At 42.1% G+C, this 15,443-nt stretch carries 12 protein-coding genes; 3 read left to right on the top strand and 9 right to left on the bottom strand.

Annotated features, from left to right (window positions below):
* Window positions 1-14 precede the first annotated feature (14 nt).
* Window positions 15-2,999, top strand: a complete 2,985-nt coding sequence (locus V7K62_RS06535; protein ID WP_334862855.1) for a DEAD/DEAH box helicase — start codon at window positions 15-17, stop codon at window positions 2,997-2,999.
* On the opposite strand, the gene V7K62_RS06530 is transcribed toward V7K62_RS06535, so the two are convergent.
* Window positions 2,990-4,351 (bottom strand): cytochrome P450, encoded by a 1,362-nt coding sequence (locus V7K62_RS06530; RefSeq protein WP_334862852.1) that lies wholly within the window; start codon window positions 4,349-4,351, stop codon window positions 2,990-2,992. The two genes, V7K62_RS06535 and V7K62_RS06530, sit on opposite strands and share 10 nt — an antisense overlap.
* Before the next feature lie 76 nt (window positions 4,352-4,427).
* Entirely contained in the window at window positions 4,428-5,381 is a 954-nt protein-coding gene (locus tag V7K62_RS06525) for a Rieske 2Fe-2S domain-containing protein (protein WP_334862850.1), read from the bottom strand.
* Window positions 5,382-5,718: 337 nt separating this feature from the next.
* Between V7K62_RS06525 and V7K62_RS06520 the strand changes: the two genes are divergently transcribed.
* Window positions 5,719-6,375 carry a TetR/AcrR family transcriptional regulator gene (locus V7K62_RS06520; RefSeq protein WP_334862848.1) on the top strand — a complete coding sequence of 219 codons (657 nt, stop codon included), beginning with the start codon at window positions 5,719-5,721 and terminating at the stop codon, window positions 6,373-6,375.
* A gap of 128 nt (window positions 6,376-6,503) precedes the next feature.
* Complete coding sequence (locus V7K62_RS06515) at window positions 6,504-6,743, top strand: hypothetical protein (RefSeq protein WP_334862846.1); 240 nt, start codon at window positions 6,504-6,506, stop codon at window positions 6,741-6,743.
* Between the two features lie 90 nt (window positions 6,744-6,833).
* Here the strand turns inward: V7K62_RS06515 and V7K62_RS06510 are convergent, their stop codons facing one another.
* The 7 genes from V7K62_RS06510 to topA all read right to left on the bottom strand — a co-directional run bounded on the left by V7K62_RS06510 (window position 6,834) and on the right by topA (window position 15,095).
* Window positions 6,834-7,052 (bottom strand): toxin-antitoxin system HicB family antitoxin, encoded by a 219-nt coding sequence (locus tag V7K62_RS06510; RefSeq protein WP_334801597.1) that lies wholly within the window; start codon window positions 7,050-7,052, stop codon window positions 6,834-6,836.
* A 6-nt stretch (window positions 7,053-7,058) separates the two neighbouring features.
* On the bottom strand, window positions 7,059-7,481 hold the full coding sequence (locus V7K62_RS06505; RefSeq protein WP_334862844.1) for a putative toxin-antitoxin system toxin component, PIN family: 423 nt from the start codon (window positions 7,479-7,481) through the stop codon (window positions 7,059-7,061).
* Window positions 7,482-7,586: 105 nt separating this feature from the next.
* On the bottom strand, window positions 7,587-10,289 hold the full coding sequence (locus tag V7K62_RS06500; RefSeq protein WP_334862842.1) for an HD family phosphohydrolase: 2,703 nt from the start codon (window positions 10,287-10,289) through the stop codon (window positions 7,587-7,589).
* A 132-nt stretch (window positions 10,290-10,421) separates the two neighbouring features.
* The gene (locus tag V7K62_RS06495; RefSeq protein ID WP_334862840.1) at window positions 10,422-11,366 is read right to left on the bottom strand and encodes an ADP-ribosylglycohydrolase family protein; all 945 of its coding nucleotides are present in this window, start codon (window positions 11,364-11,366) and stop codon (window positions 10,422-10,424) included.
* A 93-nt stretch (window positions 11,367-11,459) separates the two neighbouring features.
* Window positions 11,460-11,906, bottom strand: coding sequence for a type II 3-dehydroquinate dehydratase (gene aroQ, locus V7K62_RS06490; protein WP_334862940.1), 447 nt, complete (start codon window positions 11,904-11,906; stop codon window positions 11,460-11,462).
* A 22-nt stretch (window positions 11,907-11,928) separates the two neighbouring features.
* Window positions 11,929-12,069 (bottom strand): hypothetical protein, encoded by a 141-nt coding sequence (locus tag V7K62_RS06485; RefSeq protein ID WP_334862838.1) that lies wholly within the window; start codon window positions 12,067-12,069, stop codon window positions 11,929-11,931.
* A gap of 374 nt (window positions 12,070-12,443) precedes the next feature.
* The gene (gene topA, locus V7K62_RS06480; protein WP_334862836.1) at window positions 12,444-15,095 is read right to left on the bottom strand and encodes a type I DNA topoisomerase; all 2,652 of its coding nucleotides are present in this window, start codon (window positions 15,093-15,095) and stop codon (window positions 12,444-12,446) included.
* Between the last annotated feature and the right edge of the window lie 348 nt (window positions 15,096-15,443).

The raw sequence follows: 15,443 nt of genomic DNA, 5'->3' as shown, positions 1-15,443 counted from the left end.
TTTTATGTGCAAAAATGCGCTGGGGAAATGAACTAAGATTAGAAAAAGCTATTGAAAAACTTTCTGCTATTGCTAAGGTGCTTCTTTATGGACATAACACTTATTCTTGGCTTTTAGGTAAGTTATGTGCTGAAGTTGCCTCTGTATATATAGAAACTTCTCTACGACATCATCTAGAAGCACTTTCTCAGATGATTACCCAAAGTGGTAAAACTTTCTTGGAGCGTTATTTACGCCAAAGTTATCAAAACCGTAAAGCTTTAGCATGGCGTTCTCAAATTTGTGGAATTGAACGACTAGCAACAATAGAATCATTTGCGCTCTGTACCCCTACAGGTTCAGGAAAAACAACAATAGCTGAAATTGCAATTCTGCAAAGCTTGTTCTTGGAAACAACAAATTACAACAATTTTAGTAGCTCGGCTCCTTTAGTAATGTACTTAGTGCCAAGCAGAGCGCTTGCCACAGAAGTTGAATCAAATTTATCTCGTGTTTTAAAGCGTTCTACTAGTAACAATGTAATAGTTACAGGTTTATATGGAGGTACTGACTGGGGCCCAACAGATGTATGGCTGACATCAGAAAAGCCAACAGTTTTAATTTGCACTTATGAAAAAGCAGAAGCTTTGATCAAATTTTTAGGATCTCTATTTATTCGTAGAGTATCGCTTATTGTACTTGATGAAGCCCATGCAGTTCAATTTGATGGTAATAAAAATTCTTTGCAGAAAGCTGAAAATAGATCCTTACGCTTGGAATCTTTAGGTGCAAGACTGTTTACCTATATAGAACAAAATCACAGCCGAATTATTGCGCTATCCGCTGTTTCTTCAGAAACAGAAGTAGCATTAGCAAACTGGATAGAGAATCAAACCAACGCTAGCCCAGCAAAGACGTATTACAGAAGTACACGCCAATTAATAGGGCGGCTTGAATGCTTGCCAGGAAGAAGATTTGAAATACGTTATGACTTACTTGATGGCAGAAAATTAGAATTTCAAGAAGGTGGTCAAGCTGACACACCTTTTATTCCAAATCCTTTTCCGATATATCATCCTGTGCCAAAAGGGAAAAAAGAAGGAGTTGAAAAGAGGTTACGCCCTTATCTTTTCTGGGCAGCTATGCACTTAGCTGCACCAGATGAAAAAGGACAAAGACGTGCTGTTCTTATTTCAGTCACACAGCAGCCTGGCGGTTATGCTGACGACTTTCTGAATTTTTTGAAAATCTGGTCGCAAATAGAAATACCTTCATTTTTTCAAGAACCTATAGAGCCAGAAAAACTTGAGATTTGGCAAAAGTGTTTACGTTCATGTGAAGATTATTTCGGTATTAAATCTCGCGAGTATAAGCTGTTAGAGAAAGGAATCATAGTACATCATGGAAAAATGCCAGGTTTGATGGCTCGATTACTTATCGATGTAATAGATGAAAAAATTGTACATTTAGTTTTAGCAACGTCAACTCTTTCTGAAGGAGTTAATCTTCCTTTTGAAACAGTATTAATTCCAAGTTTAAGACGTGGTACGGGAGAACTAAATATTCGTGAATTTGGTAATTTAGTTGGCCGTTCTGGAAGACCTGGATTTGGCACAGAAGGACGTAGTTTAGTATTACTTAGTAATGCATCAACAGATTGGAGTGACAAAGAAGCACGTAAAAGATACTTATCTTTGATAGGAGAATTAGAGAATCAAACACAGGCAATTAACCCAAATGCAAATCCTCTAAGTCCTCTAGCAGAATTACTGCTACGTTTGGAAGAACAATGGCAGCTAATTTCTAGTTCTAATAGACAGGATAATTTTTTAACCTGGCTGGAAAAAACTGCACCGATTGACTGTGGCAATAATCTTTCTGATGCACAATTATCAGCTATTGAAACTTTAGATTCGCTGGATAGTATTTTACTGTCTGCAATTGTTGAAATTGAACAGCTAGCAGCTAAAGATTTAAGCCCTAATGAATTGGAGGAGCAACTGCAAAAAATTTGGCAACGAAGCTTTGCTCATTACGCCAGCCGTGAACAAGAAAGATTAGAAAATTTATTTATCAGGCGAGGTATGGCACTGAAAACAGAAATTTATAAAGATTTGTCACAGCGTCGGCGCTTGTATCGCACTAGTTTACCACCACGTGATGGAAATCAGCTTTTAGCTCTCTATCCTAGACTTAAAGAACAATTAGCAGTGGGTGGAGATTATGCTATTTGGACAGTAGAAGAACGCTTTAATTATATTCAAAATATAGTTAGTATTTTAACCAGTTTATCGAAGTTTAAACTGGATGACACGTCAGTAAATGTTACTTGGAATGAAATATTACGCTGGTGGCTTGACCCTACTAAAGCAATTAAAAAACCGAAACCGACTCAAATTTCAAAATGGCATTCATATATTAGTAAAAATTTTGGATATAGATTCAACTGGGGCTTAGGAAGTGTTATTGCACTAGCAATAGATGAAGCTTTTGGTGGCGAGTTAGTTGAATCATCCCTCGAAAACTGGTCACAAACTGGGCTACCTTGGATTGTTTTCTGGATGAAAGAACTTATTGTATGGGGAACTTTAGATCCTGTAGCTGCATATTTGCTTGCTAAAGGAGAAGATGTCATAACTCGTAAACAAGCTGAAGAATTAGCACAAACTTACTATCAGTATATTAGCGAAAGAGAAACAGAAGCCAATGAACATCTTAATGCAATGAATATCAAAAATTGGGTAGAGCAATCATTTTCTAATGTTGAACGACATTTACCAACTCCCAAACCTCCTAATCAAATTAACGTCAATCTGCTGAAAGATTTCAGTAAGGCTCCAAGTAAAAATTGGAGAGTAGTACCAGTAGAAATTGGAGATGATATTCAATGGTTTGATTTAGCAGGATTTCCGCTTGCAATTTGCCAAAAGCCTGAAAAGTGGCAGTCTGATTTTCTAAATACTTATGACTTCATACTAGATGCGGAAAATCGATTTGTTTCATCAAAGATTTATGTTTGACTCCTCAAGGGATGCTTTATCACTAAAGGCTCAATATATGCTTGTAGAGTATCTTTAACTTTAGAAGGCTGACGAACTGGAGCGATCGCAGAATAATCTGGTTTTACTGTCCAGTCGTAATGCCGAAGCAGTGTGGAAAGCACAATTTTCATTTCCATCTGGGCAAATTCCATGCCTAAGCAACTATGCGAACCATAACCAAAACCCACAAGTGCTAAAGGATGTTTCTTATCTTCTTCACGAGGTGGTGCAAAGCGATCGGGGTCGAAGCGATCGGGATCGGTGTACAGTTCTGGTAAACGGTGAGTCAACATTGGCGAAATAGTCACAAACCAACCTGCTGGGATGCGATAGCCTGCATACTCAATATCCTTGAGAACGCCACGATTATAGGCATATACTGGTGGATAGAGCCGTTCTGCTTCTTTTAGCACGTTGGTTAACTGTGGAAGTTGTTTGAGATGGGACAAACTAAGGGGATTATTTCCCACAACTGCTAATTGTTCTTCACGCAATCGCTCTCGCCACTCTGGGTGATTACCTAATTCAAATATTACCCAACTTAGCAAGGATGCTGTAGTCTCATGTCCAGCAAATAGCAGTAGTAATGCTTCGTTGATTACCTGTGCTTCGCTCAACTTATTGCCGTCTTCATCAACAGCTGCTAGCAGTAATCCCAAAACATCTTTTGATTCTTCTAAGTTACCCTGCTCGATACGCTGGGCGATCGCTTCACGCAAGAAAGCCACTAACTTACCCCTAGCATTTTGACCACGACCATATAAAGTAAAAGGGACATTCCATTTGAATATTGCCATACTGCTATCTAGCAATTGTTTAAACCACTGACTGGTTTGCTCAACTTCGCTCTTGTTTTGACTTCCCAAAAACAGGCGAGTTGCAACCATCAGGGTAAGCTGGCGGAAACTAGAATTTAAGGGAATCGTTTCCTGTCCCCAATCTTTGAGGAAGTCTTGTACAATATTTTGAATCGTATCGAAGTATGTAGCGATCGCTTTTCCGTGAAATGCTGGATACATCAAGCGACGAGTTAGCCGATGTTCTTCACCATCTTGTAATAAAATATTGTTGCCAAATGTTGGTTCTAGGAAATACCACCCCATCCGCGACGACATATTTTCCGCTTGTTCCACCAGCACTAGCCGATTAGCATCAGGGCCAATTAAATAAGCACGTTTGTATCCCAGGACGCTCGTTTTAAAAACTGAACCATGCTGCTGGAATCGTCGCCATATATACAGTTCTAAATCTCGAAATATTTCTAAAGTCTCCCCCAAGATGGGCAAACCATAGCTACCAGGCATTGACTCGGCGGATTTTAGCTGCCGCATATTTAAGTACCTCCAGCAGTAATTAGCTACAGTATCTACTTAATTGTAAACCGTAGTTAGGCTTTGTAAATCCAAATTACCAATCGCGGTACAGTTTTTCTGCGTAGAACATGATCTCTTCATTTGGCAATCTAATTTTTGATTTTTGCCGAGGATACAAACTTTCAACTGCACCTGTATCCTGTTCAATAACAGTTGATGCTACTTGTAAAACTGAATTTTTAAACAGAAATTTCATTAAAGGATTGACTACTTTGGCATACACCAAAATAAACGTCTTGGTGATTTTCTCTGCTTCTGGGTAGAGAATATGAATTTGAGCAATATCACCAATAGGTGTTTTAGCAAAAAAAGCTGTAGTTGAAGGAAAAGCGTATTCGAGTCTATTAGTAAGAGTTTTAGGTAAGATTCCCAAAATAGGATTTTTGATAATTTCTCCTAGCGTGTTGTTGGCTCTCGTCAGTTTTTGTTGGACTGTGGCATAGTATCCTTTTTCTTCAAAAGAACTTACATGACAAGATGTAATTTTAAATAGTTCTTTATGAGTACCATTTTGGTGGTTATAATCATAGTTAACCATCAGATTAGTCAAAAAATCACCCTGAATAGTTTTGTCCCCAGTTACTCCGATGAACTCGTAATCATCGACAATTTTCTGATGCAAATCTGGGATGGACAATCTTGGCTCAAATCCAGCATAAGTCCAGATACAATCATTGCTAATAATTAGCTCTAATGGTTTGGTAATTGGCTGAGTGTCTTTTTTATCTCCTTGCTGTAGTCTGCCTTGTCCATCAAATTCTAGTGCATGAAAAGGGCAAGTAATAGTATCTCTCTCTTGACAAATCCAACCGTCTGATAAGGGTGCTTGCATGTGTGGGCAGATGTTATCAAGGGCAAACACTTCACCTTTTTGGTTTTGCCAAATGACATAATCCTGCCCGTTTAATGTGATTTTATTCGGTTTATTCACTCCTAATGTAGATTTGTGCGCGATTAACCAAGGCACACCTGGTAAAAATGGTTCCATTTTTCCTCCGAAATATTGAGAAGTTATTTGTTGAAAGTTCGCTAGATGTGTTAGCAAAATGTCACTAAACCTTGAAATTTAAAAGTTGTAGATAAGCTGGTGTCAGCTGTCCTACATTGCTCTTTTGAATGTCAATTGGGATAATTAAAGTCTTGTCTGCAATGGACGAACTAATACTACCGGGCATTTGCTCGGCTAACTTTGGTTACTGCATTGCTGAATTAGGCGATTAACTAACTAATTTTTTAGTTAGTATAAATGTAATAAATTTCATCTTCTATGTCAACTACTAACCAATTTTTTAGTTAATATATTTTCGTTATGATGATGGAGCAACGTGAGTCGTTCAACGCAGTCAAAATTTTCATCTAAAAAGCCGCGTCAGGTGCGCGATGCAGAGGCGACGAAAAAGCAGATTCTCGATGCGGCGGAAGCGGAGTTTGCCAGAAATGGACTTCAAGGGGCGCGGACAGAGGCGATCGCTAGAGGTGCAGGTATAAACACAGCAATGATTTACTACTATTTTCAGAGCAAGGAAGGACTATATCAAGCTGTTCTGCAACGTCCGGCGGTGGAGATGCACGAAGGGTTTCAACAGCTAAATCTGGATGAGTTACCACCAGAGTCAGCCTTGAAGTTGCTTATCAAGGAAGCGATCGCTTACGAAGCTGCTCACCCGCACCGGGGGATGCTTTGGTTTCAAGAAGCAAACCAAAATCAGGGAAAGTATTTCAAACAGGCGAATTGGCAAGAAAATTTTAGCTATCTCATCAAGATTTTAGAGCGGGGGATGGCGGAAGGTTATTTCCGTCAACTCGATCCATTTCTCACCACTCTGCATATTATTGGGGTTTGTAATTTATACTTCAACGCTTACGAAAATATCAAACATACTAGACCAGATTTGCAACTGCTGAGTCCAGAAATGATTGAGCAGCATACTCAAGCAGCAGTTAATTTTATTTTGGCTGGCGTGCGACAGACTGGGGATTAGGGATTGAATATTGGGAAATGCGTAGGCGTAGCCCAACCTAGGCATCGCGTGCCAAAGCGTCATAATAAAAAAACTAGAGGAAGTAACTAACTTTCTCTTTCTCTCGATTAAAAAATAGGAGTAGCAAGATGAATGCTCATAAAGTAGAAGCTGTTTTAAGTGAAGATGGAACTTTAATACTGCGGGGCTTACCTTTTCATGCAGGGGATGCCGTGGAGGTAATTATTCTCGAAGCTAAAACTCCACAGCCTCAAGAAGTACCACCTAGCCAGTTAGAAACCAATCTTTATCCAATGCGCGGGAAACTACTCCGTTATGATAACCCAACAGAACCCGTCGCTTTGTCAGATTGGGAAGTTTTGCAATGATTATACTTGATACACATATCTGGGTTTGGTGGGTTGACGATAACGAGCGATCGCTAAATTAATAGAGCTACCCTAGAAAAACTGGTATCTCTATTCTGTCAGAGCATCAAGTTTAGCCAGTATCCTTAAACCTTCTTCTGGATTCCCAGTTGCGGCCATTGCTTTAAATCTGGTACTGGCATCAAATTCTGCTAGAGCTATGGTGGAAAGTTCTTCAATCAGCTTATTTACACTTATGCCTTTAGCTTGAGCAAGTTCTTTTAATCTGTTGTGTTTTTCGTCTGGTAAACGAATAGTTAAAGTAGCCATTTTTGTTTAACTCCTAATAATTTCTTCGGGTTTTAAGATTGATAAGTTAGGAAATAACAATTCAGTATTTTTAAAATCTTTAATATTGTGAGTAGCAATAATTTGAGCATTACCAGCAACCGCTAATTCAATTAAGTGGTTGTCAGCTTCATCTTTTAAATTAGGCCGCCATAAGTAGTAAATGTAAATCCATTGACTTACGCTCATAAATGATGCGAGTAAAGCAGAAATTTCTGCACTCGTTAAAGGGCATTTGGCGATAATTTCTTCTCGCCCAATAACTGACTCATACTCAGAAAATAAAGCGTTTCCCATCAAAGGCTGATATTCGCCTTTCAAGCAGCGTCGAATGAGTTCTCTACTGGAACCCTTAGAGCTAATAAGCGCACTAATAAAAACGCTGGTATCAACCACAATTTTAATCGCCATGCAGTAATGATAGCATATATGCTATCATTAACGCCCCAGCCAAAAAAACCTCTTAACAAGATTATCAATAGATATGCGTAGGCGTAGCCCGACATAGACATCGCATTACGAATTACGCACAGTGCTACTAGCCTTCAACTTCGGATAAGCAATCCGTTTGTGATGAAATTGCTGCCAAACATCCACAAATATCTGGGCAATTTGTGACATTTCTTCTCGTGTTAATCCTGAATCTACGAGTTGATTATCTTGCCATTTGGCACGTAGTATGTTATCCAGCATTCTTAAAGCTTGTTCCGTGGAGACATCTTTGAGCGATCGCTTATTTCCCAGAGGTTTAGCCGATGCTTCGAGCGATCGCAGCGCTGCTTCGCAAGAGTCCGCTAACATCACAATTCCGGTTTCCCGTGATTGGGGAATTGGGCCATCGTAACGAAAGTCTGCGTCGTCTACTATTAAACTTGGATCTGACTGAGCCATTTGCTGGGCTTGGTGATGGAAATAGGCAATTAGCATCGTTCCCTGATGCTCTGGAATAAAAGCTTGAATCGCTCTCGGTAAAAGGTGTTTACGCGCCATCACCAAACCTTCAGTTACGTGCTTTTTGATAATTTCTGCACTCTTCCAAGGGTCTTTAATCTCAGTATCGTGTTTATTTGGCCCCCCCATTTGATTTTCAATAAAGCCAAGGGGGTCGTGCATTTTGCCAATATCGTGATATAGTGTTCCAGCCCTGACTAGTTCAACATTGCATCCTAGTTCTTTGGCAGCAGCTTCGGCAAGGGTAGCCACAAGCAGCGTATGTTGAAAAGTTCCCGGAGTTTCGGTAGCGAGTCGTTTTAATAAAGGGCGGTTAGGGTTCGCCAACTCAGCTAGGCGGATTGGGGTGACTAAATCAAAAACCTTTTCTAGATAAGGACTCAACCCTAAAGCTACAACACTCCAGCCTAAGCCGGATAAAGCAAACAATCCGGCTTCTCGGAGAACTATATACCAGGTTGAACCAAATGCTTGACCAATTAAGATTTTAACAACCAGATAAATGCCGCCTTGAGTTAAGGCGATCGCAACGCCCAATAATGCCAACTCTTCACGCGATCGCAATCGTTGAGCTATGTAACTACCTAATATTCCTCCCCCAACACCAGCTAAAAGCACAGCCTTGCTCATATCCAAGCTAATGCCTAATATCGGCAACAGCAGGCAGACAACTGTCAACCCCAAAGTCGGGCCATAAAAACTTCCCAACAATAAACCAAGGGCGCTCCAGGTGGTATAAGGCAATCCCATCGTAATCACTCCTGGCACACTCAGAGTCAGCAATAACACCAATAGGCGATCGCGTTGTCGCAATTCACAATCGATATGTCGTTCTATCCAGACAAAAATGCCAATGGCGATCGCTATAACGCCTCCTAACTTCAACAATTCCTGCCACTTTACCTCTCGGCGAATCAGGTGATAATGCTCCAGCACCTCAAAGTTCCATACAGTAATCTGCTCTCCTTTTTTGACAATCGCCTCACCATGCCGTACCTTCACCATCACAGGTGGCACTCCCAAAGCAGCCTTTTGAGCCTTTTGTCTGGTTTGTTCTTCATCTTTTTGCAGATTTGGCTTGAGTACAGCTAACAACAGATTTTTTGCCAAAGTTTCAGCGGATTCTGGTACAAAGGTCTGCAATTGTAAACTCACTGCATCTTGTAAAATATTATTTGGCAGTCCCTGTGGGATGCCTTGGGTGAGAATCCGCTCTGTACTCTGATGGATTCCCATTTGTGTTTTTTCCCACTCCACATCTGACAAATCCAAAAGGAGAGATTCTTTGTATACTGCTTCTGGGCTAACAGTCTCTAACTGTAAAAGTTTGGCAGTGGCTTGGGTGTATTTTTGGCGTACTTGAGAAATTTGGGCAATCAGTAAGGACAAGTTTTTCTCAGAAGTTGTCAGACGGTAAGATTCTAGTTCTGCTACTGCTTGAGTAAAGTCAGTGTTTTGAGAAAAATCAACTGCCTCTGTCTTCTGTGGCGTTGGTGTTGTCTGCGGTTGACGTTCCTGATTGGGTGCAGCTATAGATAATGGACGGGATGAGGCGGCGGTTCGTCCTCTTCCTTTCTTGTGCTGATTTTTACTATTTTCTACAGCCGATAGCAGTGCTTGCCATTCCAAGTCAGGACAAGAGCGGAGGTAACGTTGGGTAGAGATGGACAAAACTACAAGATCAAAAAAAGGAAACGCTCCAGCAACAGCGCGAATTTTGTTGCCATCATCTAGAAGTTGTTGCAATTTTTCGTTGATTTGTTCGTTGATTCGCGCATCAAGCATCAACACTTGTAAGGAGCTATTACTGACGGCTTTGCGCTCGGCTTCTGTTTTTTTCTGATCTTCGATGCTGGCTGTATAAGGCGCTGTAATTGTCTGGGGCGCGGGATTTCCTACTTTAAGTTGCGTCTGACTGTATAATTTATGCCCAATAATACCTGTGAGAGACAGTATAGCGATCGCTAAAATCACTGAGTAACGCTGTTTATATGCCCAATCTAAACCGACTGCATAAATACTACTCTTAGTTTTGACCGATTTTGCTTTTGAACTTAGCGCTCTTTCTTGTTTTCGGCGCTTGTTTTTGTCATTGGTTTTTGATAAAAACAGAAGTATATTCTTGAGCATAGTCCTTAGAAGTTCCCTTCTATGGCTTTTACCTTTGGGACTACTCATTAACTTTCCCTTACGGCGTAGTGTTTTGTACTGTCGCCGCCAGTGAGTCAATTGCTGGGTCAAGAACTGCAAAAATTGCTGCATTTTCATTATCTCTGCCTGCAATTGCCGACTTTGATAGCTCAAAAAAAGACAATCATCAGGGAAATTTGATCTGCGGCTACTACTATTACAACTACGGTGGCGGGGGCTAATTCGGAATTTACGAATTACGAATTATTGTTAGCGCGACCGAATAACACGAGGAGCCGCGTAAACTGAAAGCAAAGCCACCTCACATCCCTCCTCTGTTAACTCCCTTGGGTTTAAGGTAAGATTATACACTCCTGACCACACTGCCACAAATGCATCGGTCAATTGTAACATTTGAGAAAAGCTAGTTAGTCCCCATACTGGAGAATTCTTCTGCAAGAGCAAGACTTGCCAATTTACGGGAATTCCGCCTGTACCGTTATATGCTCCCGATAAAGCACCAGTAATTGCACCTGTAGCCTGTGAGCTTAGAGGCATAGGAACTTGCCCTTGAAAATTGCCTTTGTGAGTAGCCTGTAAAACTGTAAGCCGAAAGTCTTCTAAGGTACTCAAAAAGCAGTAAAATGCCATAGCAATAGTGTTACTGAGTTTTTCTTCCTTAGCAAACTCAGCTTGCGCCCTTGACAATCCAGCCCCTTGCTCTAATAAATTCTGGACTCTTAATAATTGTTTTGGTATTGATGTCGGTGTTTCTCCGATAAAAGAAATTGTTTGCGGGATAAGGGTTAGGGGGTCGAGTTTTTCAGTTAGAGCAAGAGCTAGAGCATATCCTACTGCTAGTGTTCCATCCCTGACTACTGGGTCATCCTCCCAGATTTTCAGCACACGCAGCAAGTTTTGTCGCAGCTTAATTTGATTTTCGTGAAAAAATAGTGCTACTGGTAGTGTGGCAATAATTATTTTTATCGATATGTCATCAGTCGCTACTAAATGAGGAGATTCTTCTTGCTGACGCCCTATCCAATCATCTAAATCTAATCGACCCAACGCAATCAAACTCTGGATACCCAGAACCGCCATCTTGCCTAAATCTAGGTAATTCTGAAACTGTATTTCACCATTAGAAGCTAAATTTCCCCCCAAGAATGCTCCGAGTAAAGTTCCTTTAAACCGACTTATAGGAGAGTAACGCATACAATTTGGAATTTTAGGTCGCACCTTTGATTTGGGATTGAAGAATTTAATCCCAAATCCCAAATATCTCTAAAATCAATTCATTTTTCATGCTTATATGCTTCTTAAATGATTGACTAACGCTTGTAAGCCCAACAAGTAACTTTGAACCCCAAAACCACTTATTTGACCGATCGCTACTGGGGCGATGTACGAATGATGGCGAAAATCTTCCCGGCGGTAAATGTTACTCAGATGTACTTCCACTGTGGGCAAATTAACAGCAGCGATCGCATCTCGCAATGCCACACTTGTGTGGGTATACGCTCCGGCATTAATCAGAATTCCCTGATGTTGCTCTAACGCGCTATGAATAGTATCTACCAAAATTCCTTCATGATTTGACTGCAAAGGAAAAACTTTCGCCTGTAACTTGAATGCTTCTTCTTCTAACAGGCGGTTGATTTCAGCTAGTGTCAACGAACCATAAATTCCTGGTTCTCGCTGTCCTAGTAAATTTAAGTTTGGCCCATGCAGTGCCAGAATGCTTAAGGGTTGCAACGTCGAGTTCACCACTTTGGGGTTAGTGGCGACGCCGCGAGCGATCGTTTACAGGAATCGGAATCAGTTCCGGTTCCGGTTCAGCCTGTGGCTCTAACAGGCTCTCAATTAGCCTACGAGCTAATTCCTTAAGCTTTTCCAGTACCTTTTCTATATAGTCCATGAACTGACCGCTCCTGAGATACTACCTCAATTTTTGATTAACAGGTACGCAGAAAATAGCATATTTTCGCACATCTGGCTTCCAATCGGGCTGATACACAATCCCGCATTTGGGACATCAGCTACTTCTAAAATTTCGCGTTGTGTTTTCCCTTACTTTTTAGAGTATCACACTTGCAACCTACCGAACTGTATCCTATCAAGGATGGGTATTAAGGGTCAAGAGTTAAGGATCGAACTTTAGATAGACTCTGGACTAAGAATTTTAGATTTTAGATTAAAAGAATTTTGGGGTTTATGCCCCGCCCATTGTAGGCGAAATAAATCTAAAATCTAAAATTGTAAATCTAAAATCCAAAATTAGCTGAGTTGCAATTAACCTTCTGTGCCCTTTTTTTTCGCAGCGGTCGTTGATGACTTAGCAGTTGACTTAGATTTGGAACTCGTTGATTTACTCGTTTTGCGAGTCGATTTCCCCTCCGATGCCTTAGCTGCCAACAAGTTCAGTGCCGCAGCCAGGGTTACATCTTCTACCGATTGACCTTCTGGGATACTCACATTAGTTTTGCCATGTTTGATGTAAGGCCCATAAGGGCCATCGTAGATATTGATTGTTTCCCCGTCCTCTGGATGTGTACCCAATTCGCGTAAGGCTGCCTTGGACTTGCTGTTGGTGGAACTACGTCCTTTTTTTGGTTCGGCTAACAATTCCAATGCACGTTCTAGGGTAATTGTCAATACATTATCAGCAGCTTTCAGAGAACGATAGTCTTTCCCCTCCTTACCCTGGTCATGAACGACATAAGGGCCAAAGCGTCCCAAACTTGCTTGGATTTTGCCGCCAGTAACTGGATGAACTCCCAATGTCCGAGGTAGTGCCAACAGACCAACAGCCATTTCCAGGGTAACGGTTTCTGGGGTAACTCCTTTGAGTAGGGAGGCTTGTTTTGGTTTGGGGTTTTCGTCAGTCTTATCGCCCAATTGGACATAAGGCCCATAAGCACCAATTTTCACATAAATCGGTTCGCCAGTTTCGGGATGCCGACCTACCTGGTCAGGGCCTGTGGTTTTTTGCCGCAGCAATACTTCTACCTGTTTGGGGTCGAGGTCAGCGGGTGTCAGGTCTTTGGGAATTGAGGCGGTGATCACTCCGTCACCATTTTCGACTTCAATGTAAGGGCCATATTTACCAATGCGGACTTTGGCATCTAGATTCTCCAGTTCTACAGTCCTAGCTTTGGTGGCATCAATTTGACCTTCCTGTTCTCTAACTAGAGTTTCCAGCCCTTTCTCTCCTAGATAGAATTGCTGCAAGTAGGGTAGCCATTTCGCTTCACCTCTGGCAATGTCATCAAGGGTTTGCTCCATCTTCGAGGTAAAACTAGGATCAACGATGTCTGGAAAATGTTTTTCCAGCAAGTCGGTGACGGCGAAAGCTGTAAAGGTGGGAATGAGAGCGTTAGTCACCAAATGGGCATAACCCTTGTCGATGATCGTGCCAATGATGCTGGCGTATGTACTAGGACGACCGATACCTTCGCTTTCTAAGGTTTTCACTAAAGTTGCTTCGGTGTATCTAGCTGGCGGTTGAGTTTCGTGCCCAACGGCTTCTAGCTCTGTACAATTTGGACGATCTCCCACTTTCAGATTCGGCAAAATTACTTCCTGGTCTTCCAGTGCGGCTTCCGGGTCGTCTGAACCTTCAACGTATGCACGTAAGTATCCTGGAAATTCAATCCGTTTGCCAGAAGAACGAAATCCAGCGTCCTCGACTTGCAATTGCACGGTAATTTGAGTTTGGCGAGAATCAGCCATTTGACAGGCGACAGTCCGCTTCCAAATCAAATCGTAGACCGCAAGTTCCCGACCGCCCAAAGCAGTTTCTTGGGGGGTACGGAAACTGCTACCTGCTGGACGAATTGCTTCGTGCGCCTCTTGTGCGCCTTTGGATTTGGTGGTGTATTGCCGAGGTTGGGGACTGAGGTATTGTTGACCATAAAGCTTTTCTACACAACTTCGAGCAGCTGCGATCGCTTGATCTGACAAATGTACCGAATCTGTCCGCATATAGGTAATATACCCCTGCTCGTACAAATTCTGGGCAACCCGCATGGTGTCACGGGCTGAGAGGCGCAGTTTCCGGTTAGATTCTTGTTGCAAGGTGGAGGTGGTGAACGGTGGCGACGGTTTGCGCGTCACTGGGCGTTCCTCGATGTCGTTAACACTCCAAGTTTTCCCAGTTAGGCGTTCCTTGAGCGCTACCGCTTGTTCCTCGTTGAGCAACAAGACATTGCGACCTGCGGTAATTTGTCCGGTCGTTGCGTCAAAATCGCTACCGTTAGCGATTTTGGTTCCTCCCAGTGTTACCAACTGGGCACCAAAGGGGGTTTTTTCCTTTGACAAACTAGCTTTCAAATCCCAGTATGTACCCTCATGGAAAGCGCGGCGTTGGCGTTCCCTAGTGACTAAAAGCCGCACGGCTACAGATTGCACTCGCCCAGCAGATAATCCCCAGGCGATTTTTTTCCATAGCAGAGGAGACAGGGTATAGCCCACGAGTCGATCTAAAATCCGCCGCGTTTCTTGAGCGCGAACCAACTGCTCATCAATATTGCGGCAGTTTTTCAGAGCTTTTTTAATCGCCTCTTGGGTAATTTCGTGAAACACCATCCGCTTAGTGGGAACTTTCGGCTTCAGCAATTGGTATAAATGCCAACTAATGCTTTCACCTTCCCGGTCTTCGTCCGTTGCCAGAATCAGTTCATCTACATCCTTGAGGGCTTCTTTCAGCTGGGTGACAATTTTCTTTTTGTCTTTCGGGACAACATATACCGGTTCAAAGTCGGCGTCCACATTTACCCCTAGCTGCGCCCACGTTTCCCCCTTGACGGCAGCAGGAATTTCACTAGCTGACTGGGGTAAGTCACGCACATGACCCATAGACGCTTCCACCCGATAGCCTGCTGGCAAGTAGTTGCGAATGGTACGAGCTTTGGTTGGAGATTCGACGATGACGAGAGTTGACATGGAAATTCCAAAAAAAAGAATAGCTACTAAGCTAAACAGTCAAATTGAGTTAATTTTTGCAAATTGTCAAGATAAAAGGTCACGCTTAGGGCGGTGATTTAATCCTCACATAAACTGCCTGCTTGGGAGAAAATTCGCTGAACTTAATGCCCAGTCTATCCCAGAGGATAAATGAGGGTACGCTGGGTCTGAATTTCCAGCTATTTCAATCTTTAACTTATCTAACGCATAATTGGCGACTACAGTTTTCAAATAAGTGGGGAGTGGGGGATGAGGGAGATGGGTGAGAGTCCAATGCCCAATGCTCCACTTTCATAGAGCTTGTGCCAGAATTAAATCAAATTTGAG

Origin of the sequence: Nostoc sp. (assembly GCF_036917935.1) — a bacterium.
In the GTDB taxonomy this organism is placed as follows: Bacteria; Cyanobacteriota; Cyanobacteriia; order Cyanobacteriales; family Nostocaceae; genus Nostoc.
This window is presented reverse-complemented; position numbering and strand designations above follow the sequence as displayed.